General features: G+C 29.1%; 21 protein-coding genes. 19 read left to right on the forward strand and 2 right to left on the reverse strand.

The annotated features are described in order from the left end of the window. Positions 1-226: 226 nt before the first annotated feature. The 15 genes from ACK2WN_RS05360 (at position 227) to ACK2WN_RS05430 (ending at position 15,505) form a co-directional block, all read left to right on the forward strand. Complete coding sequence (locus tag ACK2WN_RS05360; RefSeq protein WP_416155018.1) at positions 227-1,114, forward strand: LysR family transcriptional regulator; 888 nt, start codon at positions 227-229, stop codon at positions 1,112-1,114. Positions 1,115-1,184: 70 nt separating this feature from the next. Beyond that, a complete protein-coding gene (locus tag ACK2WN_RS05365) occupies positions 1,185-2,387 on the forward strand; it encodes a hypothetical protein (RefSeq protein WP_330000123.1) in 1,203 nt (400 codons plus the stop codon). A gap of 226 nt (positions 2,388-2,613) precedes the next feature. Next, a complete protein-coding gene (locus tag ACK2WN_RS05370) occupies positions 2,614-3,279 on the forward strand; it encodes an N-acetylmannosamine-6-phosphate 2-epimerase (protein ID WP_118548453.1) in 666 nt (221 codons plus the stop codon). Positions 3,280-3,343: 64 nt separating this feature from the next. Next, on the forward strand, positions 3,344-4,189 hold the full coding sequence (locus ACK2WN_RS05375) for a MurR/RpiR family transcriptional regulator (protein WP_416155019.1): 846 nt from the start codon (positions 3,344-3,346) through the stop codon (positions 4,187-4,189). A 133-nt stretch (positions 4,190-4,322) separates the two neighbouring features. Further along, a complete protein-coding gene (locus ACK2WN_RS05380) occupies positions 4,323-4,475 on the forward strand; it encodes a zinc-ribbon domain-containing protein (RefSeq protein ID WP_416155020.1) in 153 nt (50 codons plus the stop codon). Between the two features lie 5 nt (positions 4,476-4,480). Continuing rightward, positions 4,481-5,230, forward strand: a complete 750-nt coding sequence (locus ACK2WN_RS05385; protein ID WP_416155021.1) for a hypothetical protein — start codon at positions 4,481-4,483, stop codon at positions 5,228-5,230. 104 nt (positions 5,231-5,334) lie between these two features. Then, entirely contained in the window at positions 5,335-7,185 is a 1,851-nt protein-coding gene (locus ACK2WN_RS05390; RefSeq protein WP_416155022.1) for a hypothetical protein, read from the forward strand. Positions 7,186-7,387: 202 nt separating this feature from the next. Beyond that, the gene (locus ACK2WN_RS05395; RefSeq protein WP_416155023.1) at positions 7,388-8,272 is read left to right on the forward strand and encodes an alpha/beta hydrolase; all 885 of its coding nucleotides are present in this window, start codon (positions 7,388-7,390) and stop codon (positions 8,270-8,272) included. 32 nt (positions 8,273-8,304) lie between these two features. Further along, the gene (locus ACK2WN_RS05400; RefSeq protein WP_330000129.1) at positions 8,305-9,057 is read left to right on the forward strand and encodes a copper homeostasis protein CutC; all 753 of its coding nucleotides are present in this window, start codon (positions 8,305-8,307) and stop codon (positions 9,055-9,057) included. A gap of 185 nt (positions 9,058-9,242) precedes the next feature. After that, positions 9,243-10,739 (forward strand): glycerol kinase GlpK, encoded by a 1,497-nt coding sequence (glpK, locus tag ACK2WN_RS05405; RefSeq protein ID WP_118548439.1) that lies wholly within the window; start codon positions 9,243-9,245, stop codon positions 10,737-10,739. A gap of 45 nt (positions 10,740-10,784) precedes the next feature. Further along, entirely contained in the window at positions 10,785-11,582 is a 798-nt protein-coding gene (locus ACK2WN_RS05410; protein ID WP_330000131.1) for an ABC transporter ATP-binding protein, read from the forward strand. Further along, on the forward strand, positions 11,572-13,509 hold the full coding sequence (locus ACK2WN_RS05415) for an ABC transporter permease subunit/CPBP intramembrane protease (RefSeq protein ID WP_416155024.1): 1,938 nt from the start codon (positions 11,572-11,574) through the stop codon (positions 13,507-13,509). Before ACK2WN_RS05410 ends, ACK2WN_RS05415 begins: the two co-directional genes overlap by 11 nt. A gap of 144 nt (positions 13,510-13,653) precedes the next feature. Next, positions 13,654-14,019, forward strand: a complete 366-nt coding sequence (locus tag ACK2WN_RS05420) for a GntR family transcriptional regulator (protein ID WP_006439125.1) — start codon at positions 13,654-13,656, stop codon at positions 14,017-14,019. Positions 14,020-14,021: 2 nt separating this feature from the next. After that, entirely contained in the window at positions 14,022-14,723 is a 702-nt protein-coding gene (locus ACK2WN_RS05425; RefSeq protein WP_416155025.1) for an ABC transporter ATP-binding protein, read from the forward strand. After that, complete coding sequence (locus ACK2WN_RS05430) at positions 14,717-15,505, forward strand: ABC transporter permease (RefSeq protein ID WP_416155026.1); 789 nt, start codon at positions 14,717-14,719, stop codon at positions 15,503-15,505. Before ACK2WN_RS05425 ends, ACK2WN_RS05430 begins: the two co-directional genes overlap by 7 nt. Before the next feature lie 56 nt (positions 15,506-15,561). On the opposite strand, the gene ACK2WN_RS05435 is transcribed toward ACK2WN_RS05430, so the two are convergent. Continuing rightward, a complete protein-coding gene (locus ACK2WN_RS05435; RefSeq protein WP_300527986.1) occupies positions 15,562-16,533 on the reverse strand; it encodes a TIGR01212 family radical SAM protein in 972 nt (323 codons plus the stop codon). Positions 16,534-16,720: 187 nt separating this feature from the next. Between ACK2WN_RS05435 and ACK2WN_RS05440 the strand changes: the two genes are divergently transcribed. From ACK2WN_RS05440 to ACK2WN_RS05455, 4 genes are all read left to right on the forward strand, one after another. Beyond that, entirely contained in the window at positions 16,721-17,389 is a 669-nt protein-coding gene (locus tag ACK2WN_RS05440) for a diphthine--ammonia ligase (RefSeq protein WP_416155027.1), read from the forward strand. Positions 17,390-17,431: 42 nt separating this feature from the next. Continuing rightward, positions 17,432-18,244 carry a MerR family transcriptional regulator gene (locus ACK2WN_RS05445; protein ID WP_416155028.1) on the forward strand — a complete coding sequence of 271 codons (813 nt, stop codon included), beginning with the start codon at positions 17,432-17,434 and terminating at the stop codon, positions 18,242-18,244. 79 nt (positions 18,245-18,323) lie between these two features. Next, the gene (locus tag ACK2WN_RS05450) at positions 18,324-19,709 is read left to right on the forward strand and encodes an MATE family efflux transporter (RefSeq protein ID WP_416155029.1); all 1,386 of its coding nucleotides are present in this window, start codon (positions 18,324-18,326) and stop codon (positions 19,707-19,709) included. A 148-nt stretch (positions 19,710-19,857) separates the two neighbouring features. Then, on the forward strand, positions 19,858-20,454 hold the full coding sequence (locus tag ACK2WN_RS05455; protein ID WP_416155030.1) for a viroplasmin family protein: 597 nt from the start codon (positions 19,858-19,860) through the stop codon (positions 20,452-20,454). Between the two features lie 104 nt (positions 20,455-20,558). On the opposite strand, the gene ACK2WN_RS05460 is transcribed toward ACK2WN_RS05455, so the two are convergent. After that, positions 20,559-21,125 (reverse strand): tryptophan transporter, encoded by a 567-nt coding sequence (locus ACK2WN_RS05460; RefSeq protein ID WP_416155031.1) that lies wholly within the window; start codon positions 21,123-21,125, stop codon positions 20,559-20,561. Positions 21,126-21,187 lie beyond the last annotated feature (62 nt).

Consider the following 21,187-nt stretch of genomic DNA (forward strand, 5'->3'; position numbering starts at 1 on the left):
ACTATTTTGTAAAATTATGTATAATAATATATAGATAAATATAACTTATGGTATAAAAATTAGCTTTCCATATGGTAGAAAAATCAATATTAATATAAAATAAATTTATAAGCTAAAATAATGTAATAGCGAAATAGGATAATAGGAAAGTATGTTATATAAGGCAAAAAGGATTTTTTAAAAATAAGATGTGTTAGAGGAAAGCACAAAATTTTGGAGGAAAGATATGCTAGATTTTAGAATTGAAACTTTTTTAAAGGTATGTGAGTATATGAATTTTACTCACGCTGCAGAAGCACTTTGTATGACTCAGCCAGCTGTATCCCAGCATATAAAGTATCTTGAGGAAAAATATGAAACACCACTATTTATAAGAGATAAGAAAAAATTAACTCTTACACCAGCTGGAGAAATACTTAGATCTACTTTAGAAACTATGAGAAACGATGAAACTACAATGAAAAATAGAATGAAGGAGAGTATGATAGGAAAGAAAATCCTAACTTTTGGGGTGACTATGACTATTGGTGGATATACCGTTATTCCTTCGTTAATAGACTTTATAAAGGCAAACCCAGATATGGATTTTCAGGTTAGATACGGAAATACTCAAATGCTTCTTTCTTATCTTCATGAAGGAAGTATAGATTTTGCAATAGTTGAAGGCTACTTTAAAGCAGACAACTATAATACAAGAGTATTTAAAACAGAGGATTACATAGCTGTAGCTGCTAAAGACCACAAATTCCAAAAGGATATAAAAGTTTTAAAAGATCTTACAAATGAAAGACTTCTTATAAGAGAAAACGGCTCAGGAACAAGAGCAATACTTACTAAGAGCTTGGCTGTTAAAAACCTTAATGTAGAAGATTTTCAAAGAACAATAGAGATAGAAAATATTCATACTATAGTAGATTTACTATGTCGGGATTGTGGAATTTCATTCTTATATAAATCTGCTGTTGAAAAAGAAATAGAAAATGGAACACTTAAAGAAATCAAATTAGATGATTTTAAAGTTAGTCATGATTTTACATTCTTATGGAATAAGGATAGTGCGTTCTCAGAAGACTATGAAAAAGTATTTGAGATTTTTAAGAGTTCATTAAAATAAATTCTTTTAAGTTTTAATTAAGCTTTGTGTTGTATTATATTTCTATAAAATGAAATAGGAGTGGAGAAATATGGACACAAAATTTGAATTTAAGAAACCTAATTTTGATAATATAAAAGAAAATATGAGAGGTTTTAAGGAAAAAATAAATCTAAAAAGAGAAGGAAAGCAAGCTTTAAAAGTAGCTGGTATAGCCTTTGTTATACTTCTTATTGTTTCTGTGATAGCAAGTTCTGTGCGGAGACAGTTTTTAGATGGTATGGGAAATATTAATATGTTTAGCATACTTTTAGGTCTAAATCTTGTAGGCGTTAGAATAAGAAGCAATGGAATGATGATGTTCTCTTCATCTACAATAAATATAGGAATAATAATTCTGTTATTGATACCTATATTAGCTTTAGTAGTTGCAAATATATTTATCTATAGAAGAAAAATAGAAACTATAGATAGATGTGTTGTTGAAGCTCTAAAAGTAGGTTTTATGTATGGATTATTATTGGCTATAACATCAATATTTAGTACAACAAGAATAAATCTTGGAATGGGAAATATGTTCGGATTTGGAAATAGCTATATAGCTATAGGATATAAGTTCTTCCCAGCCTTTGGAAATGGATTTTTAATAGCATTTTTAACATCTGCTATTTTAAATTATAGAAAAGAGTTCCATGGAGAATACTACACAACAGATATAATATCTGACGCTGTTAAAGAGTTTTTAAAATTATCTTTAATAATACTAGTTATAACTGTGATAGTTGTATTTACAAAGAATTCGACACTTTATGACTTTGGACTTTCAGATTATTCAAAGGGTGGAGCTGTAGTAGCGTATATTGTGCAGATGGCGGCATATTTAATTACAATAGCTACAGGTGGAATAGTACATATAGGTGATTCATCATCTATGTCTATATTCAGTATATTCAACAGTTCGACATTTACTGATACAAAACTATTTATACGGATTATATTCTGTGTATTTGCTATAGCTATGATTTTTGTTGGAGCAAATATATATAGAAATTATAGATTTGAAAATAGAAAAACAGTTCTACATTTCAGTATAGCATTTGGATTTTTAGTTGGTTTAGTAGCTAAGTTTAGCTCTATTTCACTATCAGGATCAGTAATGCAAAATATGTCATCTATGGATTTGGCAGTTAGAGCTGGAACATTTACAACCTTTGTTATCGCTATTATATCTACTGTGATATTTACAGAAATAGGATATAGAATAGCACCTCATGTAGATGATTTATTTAGATAGATATAAAAATTAAAAATAGTTTATAAAATCACCACAAAATAAAAGCTGTGGTGATTTTTTTATGAATTATTAATAGGATATAAATATAAAAGAAATTTTATTTCAAAAAGTGAGCAAGATAATGAAATAATATTGCAAAAAAATAATTGAAGTGGTAAAATCTAATTGTTATAAAGATGATATAAAATAAAAAATGAAATAAATTTTCAAAAAAGGAGAGGTTATTATGTTAGATTTAGTAAAAGGAAAGTTAATAGTATCTTGTCAGGCATTACCAGATGAACCTCTACACAGTTCATTTATAATGGGAAGAATGGCAAATGCAGCAAAAGAAGGTGGAGCAGCTGGGATAAGAGCACAGGGTGTTGAAGATATAAAAGAAATAAAAAGAGTAACAGGACTTCCTGTTATAGGAATAATAAAAAGAAATTACGATGATTCAGAAATATATATAACACCTACAAAAAAAGAAATAGACGAGCTTTTAACAACAGGATGTGAAATGATAGCTCTTGATTGTACAGATAGAAAAAGACCAGGAGATGAAAATCTTGCTGAGTTAATAAAATATATAAAAGAAAATAATGTACTAGTTATGGCAGATATATCTACTTATGAAGAAGCTATGGAAGCTGAAAAATTAGGTGTAGATTGTGTTTCTACAACACTTGCAGGATACACATCTTACTCAGTAAATAAAGTAGGACCTGATTTTGAATTAATAGATAGACTTGTTAGCGACTTAAAAGTACCAGTTATAGCAGAAGGGAAAATAAATACTCCTGAAGATTTAAAAGAAGTATATGCACACAATGTATTTTCTGCAGTAGTTGGATCAGCGATAACAAGACCACAGTTAATAACAGCTAAATTTGCAGATGCAATAAAATAATTGTGAGGGACTGTTGCAATGTTTGTATCAGTCCCTTTAAATTTAGAAATATTTGGAGGGACAAATGAGTATATTGAAGCAACTTGAAGAACCAAATTTTAAAGCAACTAAATCTGATAGAGTATTAATTGAATATATAAAAGAGAATATAGAGGATGTTGTATATAAGCCGATTTCTCAGATATCGAAGGAAAGTGGAATAGGAGAAGCAACTATAACGAGATTTTCTAAGAAAATGGGGTATAGTGGACTTCATGATTTTAAAGTTACTCTATCTCGGGAAATATCGGGATTAAAAAATAGAAATATTATAAATAAAAGTATAGAAAATGATGAAGGTGTTATGGAAAGTGCTAGGAAGTTGTTTGATTCTAATATTAGAATATTAGAAAATACTTTTAATATAATAGATGGCAATGATATCGAAAAAGCAACAGATATGATTATAAATGCAAAGAAAGTTTTCTTTATTGGGATAGGATATTCTGGTATGACTGCAGAGGATTCAAATTATAAGTTTTCTAGGATAGGATTTAATTGTATGGCTATTGGCAGTAGCCATGATATGATTATGATGGCAGCACTTATGGATGAAGATGATGTTGTTGTCGCTATTTCTCATTCTGGTGAAACTGACGAGACTGTTAAGGCTGTGAGTATTGCAAAGGCAAATGGAGCTAGAGTTATTTCTGTTACAGAGGATAGAAGCTCTAGGCTTAGAGATGTTTCTGATGTCAGTTTGAGGTATTTTTCTGGTGAGAGTATTCTTGAGACAGGTTCGATTTCTTCAAAGTTGGCACAGTTTTTTGTTATAGATCTTGTGTATACTCAGGTTGTTAAGGAGAGGTATGCTGAGGTTGTTGAGAGAAAGATTAAGACGACTGATGCGATAAAATTGTATAATGAGTAAGGATTTTATTAAATGCTACAAATTTTATTGTAGCATTTTTTATTTGTTATAAACAAGAAGTTGATATTGATAAAAATAATGAAATTTATTATAATAATAATAATTGATAAATTTTATAAAATGGAGGGATATTATGGGTTTAAAAAAATGTCCAGAATGTGGACATAGTATTTCAGAAAAAGCTAGATATTGTCCAGAATGTGGCTGTGAAATTGATTATAGCGTAGATAAAGAGCTTTTTAGCAGAAAAAAAGTGATAATACGGATACATATCAGAATGATATAAACAATATGAAAGAAAATATAAAATATAAAACTGATGAGTTTTATGATTACGTAAAAGATAAAAAAAGAGAATTAGATGTAAAAAAAGAACATATTAAGTTAGATAAAGGATTAATAAAAAAAATAGGAATACCATCACTTATATTATTATTTGGCATTATTTTAATAGTTACTCTATTTGGTTCGAAGTCTATAAACTTTGCAAAAGTAAGTACTAATACACCAACTGAAAAAATAGAAGCGAAATTAACAAAAGCTAGTACAAATGAAGAAGAAGTTTCTATGTCAGATAGAGCAAAAATGTTTTTAGAAATATATAATAATGGTACTGATGACATTATGGAGTCATTTTCATATTTTATAGATGGCAGTTTGGCAGATAAGATTTATTATAATACTAAAATTTCTTCAGGATTAAAGAATCTTAGAGTTGATAAACTTTCATACCGGGCTATAGATGGTTCTACAGGTGGTTCTAGTGGTTTAATGTTTAAATTATTAGAAGAAGATAGTACTAATAAAGATGCAATAAGAGAAAAAATTGTAACTTCTTTAGATAAAAAGTATGAACCATATGAAGATATGTTTATAAAATCTATATATTTTAGTAGAAATATAAACTTTGTAAAAGGATGGAAATCAAACTTAGATTGTATAATATTAATTGATTATTTTGATGAGATAAATGTATTAGTGCTTCAAAGAGAGCAATATGAAAATTCATTAGAGAATCTAACATCATTAATGCAAAATTAGAAAATAAGAACGAAAAAGCAATCTTTAATGATTTAGAGATTGCTTTTTTATAGAATAAAATTTTATTAAAATAGAAATTTGATAATTAAGAAAGAGGGATACTAGTGGAAGAAAATAAAAAATATTCTATTGAAGAAATAAAAAAATTAAATAGTAGTCAAATTTTTGAAATAATAAATAAAGATTTTTCGAAATTATTGGAGGAAATAAAATTAGACGATTTAATTCCTGTTATTTTAGAAAAATGTAGCTATGAAGAAAAAGTTAATTTTATAGAGTATATTTTTTCTAACAAAGATATAGATACAGATATAGAATTATTTTTTGAATATATAGACTATATAGAAGATGATAGAATAATAGATTACTATATGTTTAAAAAAAGAAAAGATATAGTAAAAAGAGTTAATAAAAGAGATTTAGAAGCTATAATAGAAAATAAACTATATAAAAATGATAAATTATCGCGTCTTTTAATAAGTTATTTTGATGTTTCTAAAAAAGATGGGATTTTTTATTTAGAATTAACGAATAAGCTTTTAAATGAAAAAGATGTAAGAAACTTTATAACATATATGGTTGAGCAAGGGCTTACATATAAAGAAATAATTTCCAATATAAGAAGTTCTGAAAATGATGATGATTTAAAATTAGAGTTAGCGGATAAAGTACTTGAAATTTTAATGGATAGTGATTTAATAATAGAAAAAAATATTATTAATGAGTATGTAAAACTCTTTAAAAATGATACTAATGCTACAAAAGAAAAATTGAAAGAATTTTTATCTTCGAATTATAAATATAAAGAAGTGTTCTACTTAGAGATAGCAAGCATAGAGTTAGCTAAAATCAATAAAATGATCATAGATGGAAATGATGTAACAACAGAATATGATTATGTATTAAACATACTTAGAAAAGCAGAAATATCAGCAAAAAATAATTTTGAAGAAGATTATTTATTGGAAATATATGAAAAAGAAATTGAAATATATGGAATGTCTGACGAAGAAAAAGATATAGCTAAAACAGAAGAAATAAGAGCAAATAGAAATAAAATTATTAGAAAAAAAGAACAAGAAAAAAGAGCCGAAGAAGATAGGAAAATAAGAGAAGAAAGAAGAATAGATCAAGAAAGAAAAGCCGAAGAAGAAAAAGTTCTTAGAGAAAGAAGGAGAATAGAACAACAAAGAAAGGCTGAAGAAGAAAAAAGAATAAAAGAAGAGATTAAGAGAAGAAAAAAAGAAGAAAAATCAAGTAATTTCATTATAAAAATATTATTTTTAATTTCATTAATTCTATTAATCACAACAGTAGGAGTATATATTTTAAGGGAAAAGAAACAAAGTAGCAATTCAAAACCAAATGATACGCAGCAAGAAGAATTAGTAAAAACAGAAGATGTTAATAATAAACCGAAAGAACAGAAAAAAGAATCCAATAACGAAAATCAAAAAAGTGAAAACCAACCAACTGTAAAAAAATCATTACCAGCAAGAAATAGTGAATACGGAGATTATGATTCAAATACACAAACATACTTTATGCAGATTGAAAACTTATTGACTGAGTACTATAAAAATTACGAAAAAGCTGTATCAAGTGCAGATTATTCATATGTGCGGGATGACTTAGTTGACAATGGGCAGTTAGCAAAAGAATTAAGAAAATCTATACCAACATATAAACATAAAAGTGTATATGTAAAACACTTTAGCATATATAATTTTGAAATGAATTATGATTATGATGTAGCAACATTTAACTTAGATACAGTATTTATTGTAGATGGAAACAGAATACAGATAGAAACACAGAAAATGACTGTAAACTTTAATTATCATAGATCTGCGTGGGAAATAGACAATTATACAGATTGGGAAATAGTATATAAACAATCATACGATCCAGATAAAGATGACTTCGATTTTACAAATTATAGAGATTACTTCTAAAATAAATATATTAAATACACAATACTGATAGATTGGTATTGTGTATTTTTATATCCAAATTTAAATTAATATAAAAAACTTTATCTTCTTTTTTAGAAAAGAACGATATATGTATTTAATGTGAAAACCTCCAATAATATTGAAAAAAAAAACACATTAAGTTAAACTATAATAATGAACACAAAATATGGAGGAAAAAGTTATGCATAGCGATAAAAGCTCAAAAATCAGAAGAAAAAAGAACAACGAAAAAAAATATGATACTTTTAGCTTGACTATGGAACTAAACAAACCTTTAATAACTGAGGAAGAATTACAAAAACAAAACGAAGAAAAACAAAGACAGAAAAAAAGAAAAATAAATAAAAATATATTCAAAGCAGTAGCAGTTGTAGTTATTATAGCTCTTGTGAGCTCATTAGCATGGCTTCTAAATGCCTACGAACCACAGGATGTAGCTAGAGAAAATTTAGTTTCAAGTAGTGATGTAGAAGTAGTAGAAGGAGATATAACAGAATTTATACCTAAAGATGTTGTATCTAATACCGGTGTGATAATATATCCTGGAGCTAGAATTGATGTCAAAGCATATGCACCACTTGCAAATAGACTAGCACAGAATGGATATAAAGTATTTGCAGTAGATATGCCATTTAATATGGCAATATTCTCATCACATAAAGCTGATAAAGTAATTGAAGAGAATAAAGATATTGAAAATTGGGTTATAGTAGGTCATTCATTAGGTGGAGCTATGGCGACAAATGCAATATCTACAAATAATAAGATTAAAGGAATAGTATACTTAGCATCTTATCCATCAGGAGATAAAATAAAAGATAGTGGAGCAAAAGTATTGTCAATTTGGGGAAGTAAAGACGGAGTAATAAACTTTGACAATATGATAAAGGCTAAGGAAGATTTACCGAAAGATACAGAATATGTAGAAATAGAAGGTGGAAATCACTCTGCATTTGGAGATTATGGACTTCAAAAGGGAGATACAAAATCTATAATACCTGAAAATAAACAGCTAGATATAACTGTAGAAAGTATCTGTAATTTTATAAGCGATAAAATAAATTAAAATATAATATTATAAATAATCAGGAGGAAATCATGAAGGATTTTGTACTAGAATGTTGTGTGGATTCAGTAGAATCAGCTTTAGAAGCTGATAAAGGTGGGGCAGATAGAATAGAGCTTGCTGCCAACTTAATAATAGGAGGTACTTCACCAAGTATAGCATTATACAATGAAATAAGAAGACAGTCAGATATAAAAATATTTGTACTGTTAAGACCAAGATTTGGAGATTTCCATTATACAGAAAATGAATTTAAAATATTAAAAGAAGAAGTTGCCATGTTTAGAGATGCTGGGGCAGATGGTGTAGTTGTTGGATGCTTAAATGTAGACGGAACATTAGATGTAGAAAAAATGGAAGAATTAGTTAAAGAAGCTGGAGATATGCATGTAACATTACATAGAGCTTTTGATATGACTAGAGATCCATTTGAAACATTAGAGCAGGCTAAAAAATTAGGAATAAAAACAATACTTACATCAGGGCATAAAAATAATGCTTTAGATGGAAAAGATTTAATAAAAGAATTAGTAGAAAAAGCTGGAAACGATATAGAAATATTAGTAGGAAGCGGAGTTAATGCTAATGTTATAAAAGAATTCTTAGCAGATACAAATGCTACTTCATTCCATATGTCTGGAAAAGTTAACCTAGATAGCAAAATGGAATATAGAAAAGAAGGCGTAAGTATGGGACTCCCTATGATGAGCGAATATGAAATATGTCAGACTAGTTCAGAAAAAATAAGAGAAGCTAGAGAAGTATTAGATAACGCAAGAAAATAATTATCTTAAAAAAATAATTGAAATTTATAATCCGTAGATTTAAAATCTGCGGATTTTTTTGTATTTAATTAAAAAAAGTTGTATTGTATTAACACAGCTACTATAAAAATGGTTATAATATTTAATATAACGAATTACGTTTTCAAAGTAAATTTTCATAAAGAAATTGTTGGAGGAAATTAATAATGGAAAAGAAATATATAATGGCACTTGACCGGGGAACTACTAGCTCAAGATGTATAATATTTGATAAAGATGGAAACATAATAAAAGTTGCTCAGAAAGAGTTTGAACAGATATATCCAAAACCAGGTTGGGTAGAACACGATGCAATGGAAATATGGGGTTCACAGAGTGGGGTTATGAGAGAAGCGGTAGATACAGCAGGAATAAATCCTGAAGAAATAGCTGCTATAGGTATAACAAACCAAAGAGAAACTACTGTAGTATGGGATAAAAAAACTGGCAAACCTATATACAATGCAATAGTTTGGCAGTGTAGAAGAACTTCAGAAATATGCGATGAATTAAAAGAAAAAGGTCTAACTGAATGTATAAGAGAAAAAACAGGACTTATAATAGACGCGTATTTCTCTGCAACAAAAGTAAAATGGATACTAGATAATGTAGAAGGTGCTAGAGAAAGAGCTGAAAAAGGAGAATTACTTTTCGGAACTATAGATACTTGGTTAATATGGAAATTAACAGGTGGAAGAGTACATGTAACAGATTATTCAAATGCGTCTAGAACAATGATGTACAATATAAACACATTAGAATGGGATAAGGACATATTAAAAGAACTTGATATACCAGAAATAATGTTACCTGAAGTAAAAGAATCTAGCTGTGTATATGGATACACTGACTCCGGATTATTTGCAGATATAAAAATACCTATAGCAGGATGTGCTGGAGATCAGCAGTCAGCTCTATTTGGACAGAATTGCTTTGAAGAGGGAACTGCTAAAAATACTTATGGAACAGGATGTTTCCTACTTATGAATACAGGAGAAAAACCTGTAAAATCAGAAAATGGACTTCTTACAACTATATCTTGGGGTGTTGATGGTAAAGTAGAATATGCATTAGAAGGAAGTATATTTATGGGCGGCGCATCTATTCAGTGGCTTAGAGATGAGCTTAGAATGATAAAAAGTGCAGCTGACAGTGAAAAATATGCTATGAGAGTTGAAAATACTAATGGAGTATATGTAGTGCCTGCATTTACAGGACTTGGAGCTCCTTATTGGGATATGTATGCTAGAGGAACAATTGTCGGACTTACAAGAGGAGCAAAGAAAGAACATCTAATAAGAGCTACTCTAGAATCTATAGCATATCAGACAAAAGACGTACTAGAAGCAATGCAAAATGATTCAGGAATAGAACTAAAATCATTAAAAGTAGATGGTGGTGCTAGTAATAATAACTTCTTAATGCAGTTCCAGTCAGATATATTAAATGTAAAAATAGATAGACCTAAAATAGTTGAAACAACAGCACTAGGTGCAGCATATTTAGCTGGACTTGCAGTTGGATTCTTCAAGAGCAAAGAAGATATAAAGAAAAGATGGGTTTGTGATAGAGAATTTGAACCTAAAATGAGCGAAGAAGTTAGAGAAAAATCTTACAAGGATTGGAAAAGAGCTGTAGAAAGATCTCTTGCTTGGGAAGAATAAATAGAATATAAATTTAATTCTATTTAGCTCAAATGGAGGGGTACTATGATAGAAGTTAACGACTTATGTAAAATATTTACAAGAATTATTAGTGATGGAGAGAAAAAAAGATTTGGCAAGAAGGTAAAAGTCAAGGAAGAGGAGTTTCTTGCTGTAGACCATATTTCATTTAAAGCCGAAAAAGGGGAAATAGTAGGTATACTTGGACCAAATGGAGCAGGAAAAACGACGCTTCTTAGAATGTTAGCTGGAATTTTGACACCTACATCTGGTAGCGTTGAAATTTGTGGATATAACTATGAAGAAGAGAAGAATCTCGCAAAAAGGGAAATAGGCTATTTATCAGGGAATACTAGATTATATGGAAGATTTTCCCCGAGAGAAATAATGACTATATTTGGAAAAATGTATGAAATGGACGAAGAAAGTATAAAAAAATCCATAGATAGAATATCTGAAATAATGAGTATGGAAGATTTTATAGACAACAGAATAGAAAATTTATCAACAGGTCAAACTCAGAGAACATCTATTGCCAGATGTCTTATACATTCGCCAAGCGTATATATATTTGACGAGCCAACTTTAGGCTTGGATATTTTGAGCAGTAGAGCGATTATAGACTTTATGCTACATGAAAAAGAAAATGGAAAAACTGTCCTATATTCTACTCATTATATGAAAGAAGCAGAAACACTATGTGATAGGATAATTTTAATATATGAAGGTAAGATTATAGCAGAGGGGAAACCTATAGATCTTATGAGAGAAACAAACTCAAAATCTTTAAGACAGGTGTTCATAAAACTAGCGGATAAAGAGGTGGGTTTGAATGAGGATTAAGATAATAAAAGAGATTTTTAAAAAGGAAATTTTGGATATAGTAAGAGATAGAAAAAGTATATTCATGATGATTGTTGTTCCAATACTTTTATATCCTATAATAATGGTGTTATTGATGGGAATAATGAATTCATCAATAAATAAAATGACATCAGAAACTATAACACTTGGATTATCTTCGGCTCCAAATGCGGAGTTTGTAGAAATAGTAGATAGTGAAAATGCAATTAGAGAAAAAGAAGATACACTAGGAAATATAGAAATAAAAACAAACATAAAAGATTATAAAAGTGAATTGGAAAAAGGTGAAATTGATGCCTATATAGATAATTCTATAAAGGATAATGACTACAAAGTAATAATAAATTCAGCATCTGATGAATCAGGTATAAAATCAGATGCAATATTTGATGTAATGAATAAATATAAAAGAAAAATGTCTGAAAGAGAGATAGAAAAACATGGACTAAATTCTAAGCAGATATTAGAGCCTATAAAATATGAAAAAGTAGATATAACAAATAGTGCTAAAAAAGCGGGAATGTTATTAGGACAGGTAATACCATTTATACTTATAATAGGTGTGCTCTTTGGATCTATTTATCCAGCAATAGATGTTATGGCTGGTGAGAAGGAAAGAGGAACTCTTGAAACATTGTTCTCACTTCCAATATCTAATATGGAGCTTGTAATAGGTAAGTATATGGCAGTATCTGCAAGTGCTATCTTGACGTCTTTATTAAACATAATTTCTATGAGCTGCACATTGGGATATTTTATGAAAGCTGAATCTATATACAACCCATCTATGATGCATATAAATTATTCTGTATTAGGTGGTGCTGTACTTATCACAGTAGTTAGTGTTATTTTATTTGCACAAGTTGTATCGGCACTTGCTATGTGTGTTTGCTCATTTGCTAAGACGTTTAAAGAGGCTCAAAACTATATAACACCTCTTATGCTTATAATAATGGTGCCAGCGTATATTTCAATGATACCAAATATTTCTCTTAGCAGAATAACTGCAACAATACCAGTTGTAAATATTTCACTTCTAATAAAAAGTGTAATCTCATTGAGAGCAAATATGAAAATGGTGAGCTTAGTACTTATTGTAAATCTAATATTCGTACTAATTTCTTTAGTATTGCTTTCAAAAATATTCAACTCTGAAGATATTTTATTTGGCGAAAAAAGAAACTTTAAGCTAATACAGAGTAGAAGTAGTATAAAAGAGGGAAGTATGCCAGGAATAAGCGACGGATTTATGGTTTATGTACTTGCATTTATAAGTTTAATATATGTATCTCCTATACTAAACATGAAACTTGGAATAATGGGAAATACTATAAATCAGTTTATAATGGCGTTAATTCCAATATTAGTTGCCGTATACATAAAAGCGGACTTCAAAAAATTATTTAGTATAAAGAAAATAAAAATAAAAGATATAATAAGAGCAGCTGTGACTTGGTTTGTAGGAAGTTTAATAATGTCCGTATTTGTGATGATATTATTAAAGCTATTCCCAAATCAAATGAAGGTATCTGAACAATTAAATGAGATTATAAAATCTAGTGGAGGATTATTCACTCAGATAATATTATTTGCATTAGTGCCTGCGATATGTGAAGAAATATTGTTTAGAGGATTTGTATTATCTGCATTTAGAGATAAAAAAACTTTTGGACAGAAAAATGAAAAACATATAGTATTTGCTATTGTGGTAAGTGGTATATTATTCGGTATAATGCACTTAGATTTTATAAGAATAATACCTACATCGATATTAGGAATGGTAATGGCGTACAATGTTTATAAATCAAAATCTATATTTACATCGGTTGGAATACATTTCTTCAATAATTTACTGTCAGTTTTATCAGTAAACTTTGGAGTACATGCAATGCTACTACTTATATAATTGAAATTAAGAGATTATCAAGAGCATATTTTGATAATCTCTTTTATTTTTTTGAAAAAATTTTAAAAATATATTGCAATGTAGGTTGTACCATAGTATTATTGTATTAACAACTTAATACAATAATAAAAAGGAGGGAAAGTTATGAGCTGGGAATTCGATAATAGCAAGCCTATCTATATTCAACTAGTTGACACTCTAAAGATGAAGATTGTATCCGGAGAGTTTCAACCGGGATCAAAAATGCTAACAGTTAGAGCTTTAGCTGCAGAAGCTGAAGTAAATCCAAATACAATGCAGAGAGCATTATCTGAGTTAGAAAGGGAAGAGCTTATGTATAGTCAAAGAACAAAAGGCAGATTTGTAACTGATGATATAGATAAAATAAATAAAATGAAAAAAGATATGGCAAATGAAAGAATAGACGGCTTAAAGGAATTTCTTGTACAGCTAGGATATAGCCCGGATGAGATAATCTCTCTAATAGCCGAGAATGTGAAAGGAGAATAATTATGGAAAATACTATAATAAAATTAGAAAATGTAGTAAAAAGATATGGTAAAAAAGAAGCATTAAAAGGTATAAACCTTGATATTCCAAAAGGTAAGATAGTAGGTTTACTTGGACCTAATGGAAGTGGTAAGAGTACAATGATAAAACTATTAAATGGACTACTACATCCAGATGAAGGAAGTATAGAAATAGCAGGTATGAAACCTTCTATAGAAACTAAAAAAATAGTATCATACTTACCAGAAAGAACTTATTTAAGTGAATGGATGAAGATGAAAGACCTTTTAAAATTCTTCAGCGATTTTTATGAAGACTTCGACTTAGAAAAAGCTGAGGAAATGATAGAAGCATTAAATATAAATGTAGATGAAAAGATAAAAGATATGTCTAAAGGTACTAAGGAAAAAGTACAGTTAATACTAGTAATGTCTAGAAATGCTGATGTCTACATACTAGATGAGCCAATAGGTGGGGTTGACCCAGCAGCGAGATCATTTATTATGAGAACAATACTTCAGAATTTCTCTGAAGAGAGTACACTTATAATAGCAACACACTTAATAAGTGAAATAGAAAATATATGTGATGAGATAATATTCTTATCATACGGAGAAATAAAACTACAGGGTAATGTAGATGAAATAAGAGAAGAAAAAGGTAAATCAATAGATGCCTTATTTAGGGAGGAATTTAGATGTTAGGTAAACTTATAAAATATGAATTTAAAGCTACAATGAGAAGCTTCTTAGCAATATATGCTAGTTTAATACTTACTGGTGTATTAATAGGAATATTTATGTTTGCAAATGTAGAGGTAGGCATGAGTTTAGGTATGTTAATAATGGTAGCTTTAATGATTACACTTGGTGTTTTAACAATAACTGTTATTATAAAAAGATTTAGCAAAAACTTACTTGGCGATGAAGGTTATTTGATGATGACACTTCCTGTAAGTGCAAAGAAAATAGTAGCATCTAAAATAATAACATCTGTTGTTTATCTAATCTTAAGCACTATAGTAGTATTTTTAGTATTTGTTGTAATAATGCTTCCTTCTGGTATGGCTACAATGGAAGAATTTATACAGTCTATGGGAAATGTTTGGAACTACATGGTTATGAATCTATTAAGTGCTAGAGATATAATACTAAACATTATCATAACACTTATAATAGGTATAGTAGATTATGTATCTTTCATACTAGTAATATACACTTCATTATCAGTAGGACAGTTAAAACCATTTAATAAACACAGAACTCCTGTTGCGATAATAGCATTCTTCATAATAAATATGATAGTATCAGTTATAAGTGATGTACTTTCAAATCTATTAGAAAGTATGAATATACTAACAGCTCCACAGAGTATGTCAATGTTAAGTGCATCATCAATATACACATTAGTATTCTACGGTGTAGTTTCTGTAGTATTATTTATGATAACTTCTTACATACTTGAAAAGAAATTAAACTTAGAATAGAAATAATATATAAATAAAATTAGGACAAGAGTGTTTATGCTCTTGTCCTTTGATTTTTATTTGCAGTTTTTAAATATATCGTAATCTGGTTTTACATATTTACTTCCCTGGAAAGTTCCTCTTCTTTTCATTTCATCGTCAATCCGGTTAAGAACTTCCCATTTTTTTAGACTCCAAAGAGGTGCTAGAAGTTCATCTCTTTTACCATCTCCAGTAAGTCTGTGGATAACCATTTCTTCTGGTAAAATTTCAAGCTGATCACAAACTAAATTTATATACTCTTCTTGTTCCATAGGAGTTATCTTTCCGTTATTTAAGAAATCCCGCAGAGGAGTATCTTTTATTATATGAAGAAGGTGTATTTTTATACCATCTGCACCCATATCTGCAACAGCTTTTGCAGTTTGCATCATCATTTCTTTATCCTCACCAGGAAGTCCATTTATTATATGTACAACAGTTTTTATATTTCTATCTTTTAATTTTTTAAAACCATCTAAGAAATCTTGATATGTATGTCCTCTGTTTATTATATCAGATGTTTCATCGTGTATAGTCTGAAGTCCAAGCTCTACCCAAAGATTAGTTCTTTCGTTTAATTCAGCTAAATAATCCACAACATCATCTGGCAAGCAGTCAGGTCTAGTAGATATCGAAAGACCTATAACATCTTCAAATCCTAGCACAGTTTCATATCTTTCTTTTAATACTTCTAGAGGTGCATAAGTATTTGTAAATGCCTGGAAGTATCCTATATATTTTGCGTTTGGCCATTTTTTTAGCATCATAGCCTTTATTTCTTCAAACTGTTTTTTTAGGTTATCGTTTGGATTACCTGCAAAATCCCCAGATCCCTCTCTACTACAGTATATACATCCACCATATCCTAAAGTTCCATCTACATTAGGGCAAGTAAATCCAGCATTTAGAGAAACTTTAAAAATCTTTTCTCCAAAAGTCTGTCTTAAATAGTAGTTCCATGTATGGTATCTTTTATTTTTATCAAAAGCGTATTTGAATTTTTCCATAGTAATTTCCTTTCTAAAATTTTTGATTTATTGATTTTTAATAGTATATTTTCAAAATTTATATAATCAATAATAACATATATCGAGGTACAAATGAAGTTGTTAGTATTGAGATTGATATTATATAATAAAAAATGAACAAGAGCAAAATTTAAAAGTATGAAAATATAATTGAAGGAGATTATAAATGGATAAAAAATTTGTTACATCGTTTAGCGGTGGAAAAGATTGTGCGATGTCTTTGTATATGATGAAAGAAAAAGGATTCATTCCGGATTCAATAATTATAACTGTAAAAGAAACGAACTCTTGGACTCATGGGATAAATTTAAAAATGATAGAAGAATACGAAAAAGTATTGGGATTAAAAGTATATCCAGTATTTTGTAGAATAGACAATTATGAAGAGGAATTTGAAAAGACATTAAAAAGAATAAAAGAAGAAAGCGATGTGAATATCTGCGTATTTGGAGATATAGATATAGAGCAGCACTTAAATTGGAATAGGACAAGATGTAAAAATGTAGGTATGGAATGTATAATGCCACTAGAAAAAATAAATAGAGAGGAAGCAGTTGAAAGATTTATAGACTCTGGATTTAAGGCGATTATTAAAAAGGTTAATTTAAATTATTTGAATGAAAGTTTTTTAGGAAGAGAATTAAATAGAGAAACTATTGAGGATATCAAAAGATATGCTAAAGAAAAAAATATAGAAATAGATTTATGCGGTGAAAATGGAGAATATCACACAGTTGTGTTTGATGGGCCGATATTTAATAGAAAATTAAATTATAATTTAGGGGAAATAAAAAAGGAATATCAAAGTGCAATAATAGAAGTAAATATAGTTTAAGGTATGTAAATTTAGACGAAAATATTATATGAGGAGGAAAATATGAAGGATTACTATAAAATAGGAGAGATTTCGAAAATATACGGATTCAGCAAGGACTCTCTTATGTACTATGAGGATTTAGGAATTTTAAAACCAGACAGAGATACAAATGGATATAGGATGTATAGCATACAGGATTTATACCGTTTAAATCTTATAAAAGAGCTAAGAACACTTGGATTCTCTATGAAAAAGATAAAAGAATATCTAGAAAATAGAAATCTAAGAACTACAGAAGAAATTTTGAATGAAGAGCTTATTTTGACGGAAACTAAGATCAAAGAGTTAAACTCTCAGAGAAGTAATATCATAAATAGACTAAGTGCTATAGCTGAATCTAAAGAAATAACAGATTTTGAAAACATAGAATTAAAATATATAGAAAAGAGAAAAGCTATAGAATTAAATGCAAATATAACTAGAGATGAGGAGTTTGACTTCTGTGTGCAGAGGCTTCAAAACGAGTATGAGGGAAGATTTGATATTTTAGGAAATAATAATATAGGATCGTTTTTCTCAGAAGAAGCTTTAAAAAAAGGTTTAAATAATGTATTTAAATCAGTATTTTGCCTAATAGATGACGATGAAGAAACTTATAACATAACTCTTGAAGAAGGATACTATGTAACATTTACTTATAAAGGCGATTATATATACAATCACGAGCATTTAAAAAAACTAGAAGAATATATAAAAGAAAACAATTTAGAAGCAGTTGGTGGGCCTCTGGAAATATATAAAATTGATATACATGAAACGGGAAATCCAGAAGAATTTGTTACAGAAATACAAATTCCTGTCAAAAAAATGTAGAAAATTTCATAAAACCTCTTGACTATGGTATAATACCATAGTTTATCATTTTAGATAAGAAGAGAGGAGAGTATATAAAATGGATTCGAAATTGTTATCAAATGAAAATATGAGCTTAAAGGCAAAATTTTTAAGGTATATGATACCTTCAGTTGTATCTATGTGGGTTTTCTCACTTTATACAATGGTAGACGGTATATTCGTTGCAAGAGGAGTAGGTGAAACAGCACTTGCTGCTGTAAATATTTCAATGCCTTTTGTAAACTTTATATTCGCATTATCACTGATGTTCTCAACAGGGGCATCTACAATAATAGCTGTATATCTTGGTAAAAAAGATATAGAATCAGCTGATAAAATATTTACTATGAATACAGTAGTAATAATAATATTCTCATTATTAATAATGGGAGGAGTTTTATTAAATTTAGAAAAAGTAGCTACGATGTTAGGTGCTACTGCTTCAACTATGGATTATGTAAAACACTATCTTGGAATAATAGTACTATTCAATGGATTCTTTATGGTGTCTTATTCACTTGAAGTAATTATAAAAACAGATGGATTTCCAGTTTTAGCAACTTGTGGAGTTATAATATCAGCACTTAGTAATGTTGTACTTGATTACTTATTCATAATGGTATTCCATTGGGGCGTAATGGGAGCAGCGATTGCAACAGGATTATCACAGGTATTTTCAACAGTGTTCTTCTTAGTTCACTTCTTTAGAAAAAATTCAACACTTAATTTCTCAAGATTTAAGTTTGATTTCCCAGAATTGAAGAAAATAGCATTTATAGGTATACCAGACTCAACAACAGAACTTAGTTGCGGTATAGTAGTAATGCTTTTTAACTTAAATATAATAAAATACATAGGTGAACAGGGTGTAGTTTATTACAGTATTATAAACTATGTAAACACATTGGTACTTATGACAATGATGGGTATAGCACAGGGTATGCAGCCACTAGTAAGCTACTACTTTGGAGCGGAAAACTCTACTAATATGAAAAAACTGTTTAAAATGTCTGCTATAGCAGGTGTAATAGCATCAGCAGCATTTGTTGTAATATGTCACATTATACCAGACTTTATAGTAGGATTATTTATAGATCCAACAGAAACAGCGATATTCACAGAAGCTATAAGAGTACTTCAGATTTATTCTTATGCATTTGCATTCATGGGAATAAACGTAATAGTATCAGCATTCTTCGTATCAGTTGAAAGACCAGGAATAGCAGCAGTAGTATCTTTAGGAAGAGGATTCTTCTTGATATTAGCAGCATTATACTTAATGATAGCTATACTTGGTGGAGAAGGAATATGGTATTCTGCAATATTAGCAGAAGGAACTTGTATGATAACAGCAATAGTTCTATACAAGACAAAAATAAAGGCAGTTTACAATGATATGAAATCACCTAAAGCAAAAAAAGAAAAATTAAATGAATGTTATTAAATAAAATTAAGAAATCAAGTTAAGTCAGCAAACACCTCCTAAAAAAATAACCAATGACATAAAAACAAAAAACTGTTAGAATAGAAAAAGTATAAAGACCAAATTATTAATAATTTTAAAACCATTACAAAATATGGGAGGTGTTTGTTTGGCTAAAAAGAAATTTTATGCGGTAAGAAAAGGTTATAAAACAGGTGTGTTTTTAACTTGGACTGAATGTAGCAAACAGATAAGTGGATTTAAAGGGGCGGAGTTTAAAAGCTTTCCAACTATGGAAGAAGCTGAAAACTTTGTCAACGGAATAAAAAAAGAAATAAAAGTTGATGAAAATACAATAGAAGCATATGTCGATGGAAGCTATGAGCATTCAATTAAAAAGTATGGCTCTGGTGTAGTTGTACTAAAAAATAGAGAAGTTATACATACAGAAAGCTTTGGTGGAAACGATGAAGAATATCTAAGTATGAGGAATGTAGCAGGGGAAATTAAAGCTTCTGAGTACGCTATGAACTACTGTATAGAAAATAATATTCCAAAGTTGGTAATATATTTTGATTATCAGGGAATAGAAAAGTGGTGCACAGGAGAATGGAAAGCTAATAAAAAAGGAACGATAGAGTATAGAGATTATTACAACGCTATAAAAGATAGATTAGATGTTAGTTTCGTAAAAGTAGCAGCTCATACTGGCGACAAATATAATGAGATGGCGGATCAACTTGCCAAAGACGGATTAAATAAGTAAAACAAAAAGGATGTAAATAATATCTGTATTAAAAGACATTATTTACATCCTTTTTTATATTGAGGATTTCAAACTTAAAATAGTTGATATCTTATTAAACTAAATTATTTTATGCAACGAAGTATTACATTGTAAAGTACTAAACCTGCAACAAAGTTAATAACTACTGCTGGTATAACAACTGATATGAAAAGAACGCTAAATCCTGCAGGTAGTCCAACTATATACTGAGCAGCAAGTAGGAAGATAGATCCACTTACAAGTGTACCTAGTGGGAATAAGAATATAGAAACTATTTTACCTGCTTTTTTCATATCCATTTTTCTTAAGAATGGTATGCTATACATTATGTAAACTAGTAAGTATGCAAAGTTTACAGATATTATTTTATCTATAACATTAGGAAGCTGTCCACCAGGGAATTTAGTTGTAAGTGCTGTAAATACACCAGTAACTATTCCTGCTAATAAGCAGCTTTTATAATCATTTCTATTTATTAAAACTACTATAAACATTGTAAGTAGTGCGAAGTCTGGCTGCATAGGAAGTCCTAGAGCAGGTGTAATCTGATGAAGTATAAGACCTATTGCAAGAAGTATTGAGTTTAGAACCATTTTTCTTGTATTCACTTTTGTTGTTGTATTTGTTGTTGTTTTTGCTATTGCTTTCATTGTATTTCCCTCCAAGTATTTTAAATTTATTATTTCGCCATTCTGATTCGATATTATCTTCT

The organism is Peptacetobacter sp. AB800, assembly GCF_047807365.1.
Classification (GTDB): Bacteria; Bacillota; Clostridia; order Peptostreptococcales; family Peptostreptococcaceae; genus Peptacetobacter.

Coding starts and splice junctions, on each gene's coding strand:
- ACK2WN_RS05360 (WP_416155018.1), top strand. CDS start 227: ATGCTAGATTTTAGAATTGAAACTTTTTTAAAGGTATGTGAGTATATG.
- ACK2WN_RS05365 (WP_330000123.1), top strand. CDS start 1,185: ATGGACACAAAATTTGAATTTAAGAAACCTAATTTTGATAATATAAAA.
- ACK2WN_RS05370 (WP_118548453.1), top strand. CDS start 2,614: ATGTTAGATTTAGTAAAAGGAAAGTTAATAGTATCTTGTCAGGCATTA.
- ACK2WN_RS05375 (WP_416155019.1), top strand. CDS start 3,344: ATGAGTATATTGAAGCAACTTGAAGAACCAAATTTTAAAGCAACTAAA.
- ACK2WN_RS05380 (WP_416155020.1), top strand. CDS start 4,323: ATGGGTTTAAAAAAATGTCCAGAATGTGGACATAGTATTTCAGAAAAA.
- ACK2WN_RS05385 (WP_416155021.1), top strand. CDS start 4,481: ATGAAAGAAAATATAAAATATAAAACTGATGAGTTTTATGATTACGTA.
- ACK2WN_RS05395 (WP_416155023.1), top strand. CDS start 7,388: ATGCATAGCGATAAAAGCTCAAAAATCAGAAGAAAAAAGAACAACGAA.
- ACK2WN_RS05400 (WP_330000129.1), top strand. CDS start 8,305: ATGAAGGATTTTGTACTAGAATGTTGTGTGGATTCAGTAGAATCAGCT.
- glpK (WP_118548439.1), top strand. CDS start 9,243: ATGGAAAAGAAATATATAATGGCACTTGACCGGGGAACTACTAGCTCA.
- ACK2WN_RS05410 (WP_330000131.1), top strand. CDS start 10,785: ATGATAGAAGTTAACGACTTATGTAAAATATTTACAAGAATTATTAGT.
- ACK2WN_RS05415 (WP_416155024.1), top strand. CDS start 11,572: ATGAGGATTAAGATAATAAAAGAGATTTTTAAAAAGGAAATTTTGGAT.
- ACK2WN_RS05420 (WP_006439125.1), top strand. CDS start 13,654: ATGAGCTGGGAATTCGATAATAGCAAGCCTATCTATATTCAACTAGTT.
- ACK2WN_RS05425 (WP_416155025.1), top strand. CDS start 14,022: ATGGAAAATACTATAATAAAATTAGAAAATGTAGTAAAAAGATATGGT.
- ACK2WN_RS05430 (WP_416155026.1), top strand. CDS start 14,717: ATGTTAGGTAAACTTATAAAATATGAATTTAAAGCTACAATGAGAAGC.
- ACK2WN_RS05435 (WP_300527986.1), bottom strand. CDS start 16,533: ATGGAAAAATTCAAATACGCTTTTGATAAAAATAAAAGATACCATACA.
- ACK2WN_RS05440 (WP_416155027.1), top strand. CDS start 16,721: ATGGATAAAAAATTTGTTACATCGTTTAGCGGTGGAAAAGATTGTGCG.
- ACK2WN_RS05445 (WP_416155028.1), top strand. CDS start 17,432: ATGAAGGATTACTATAAAATAGGAGAGATTTCGAAAATATACGGATTC.
- ACK2WN_RS05450 (WP_416155029.1), top strand. CDS start 18,324: ATGGATTCGAAATTGTTATCAAATGAAAATATGAGCTTAAAGGCAAAA.
- ACK2WN_RS05460 (WP_416155031.1), bottom strand. CDS start 21,125: ATGAAAGCAATAGCAAAAACAACAACAAATACAACAACAAAAGTGAAT.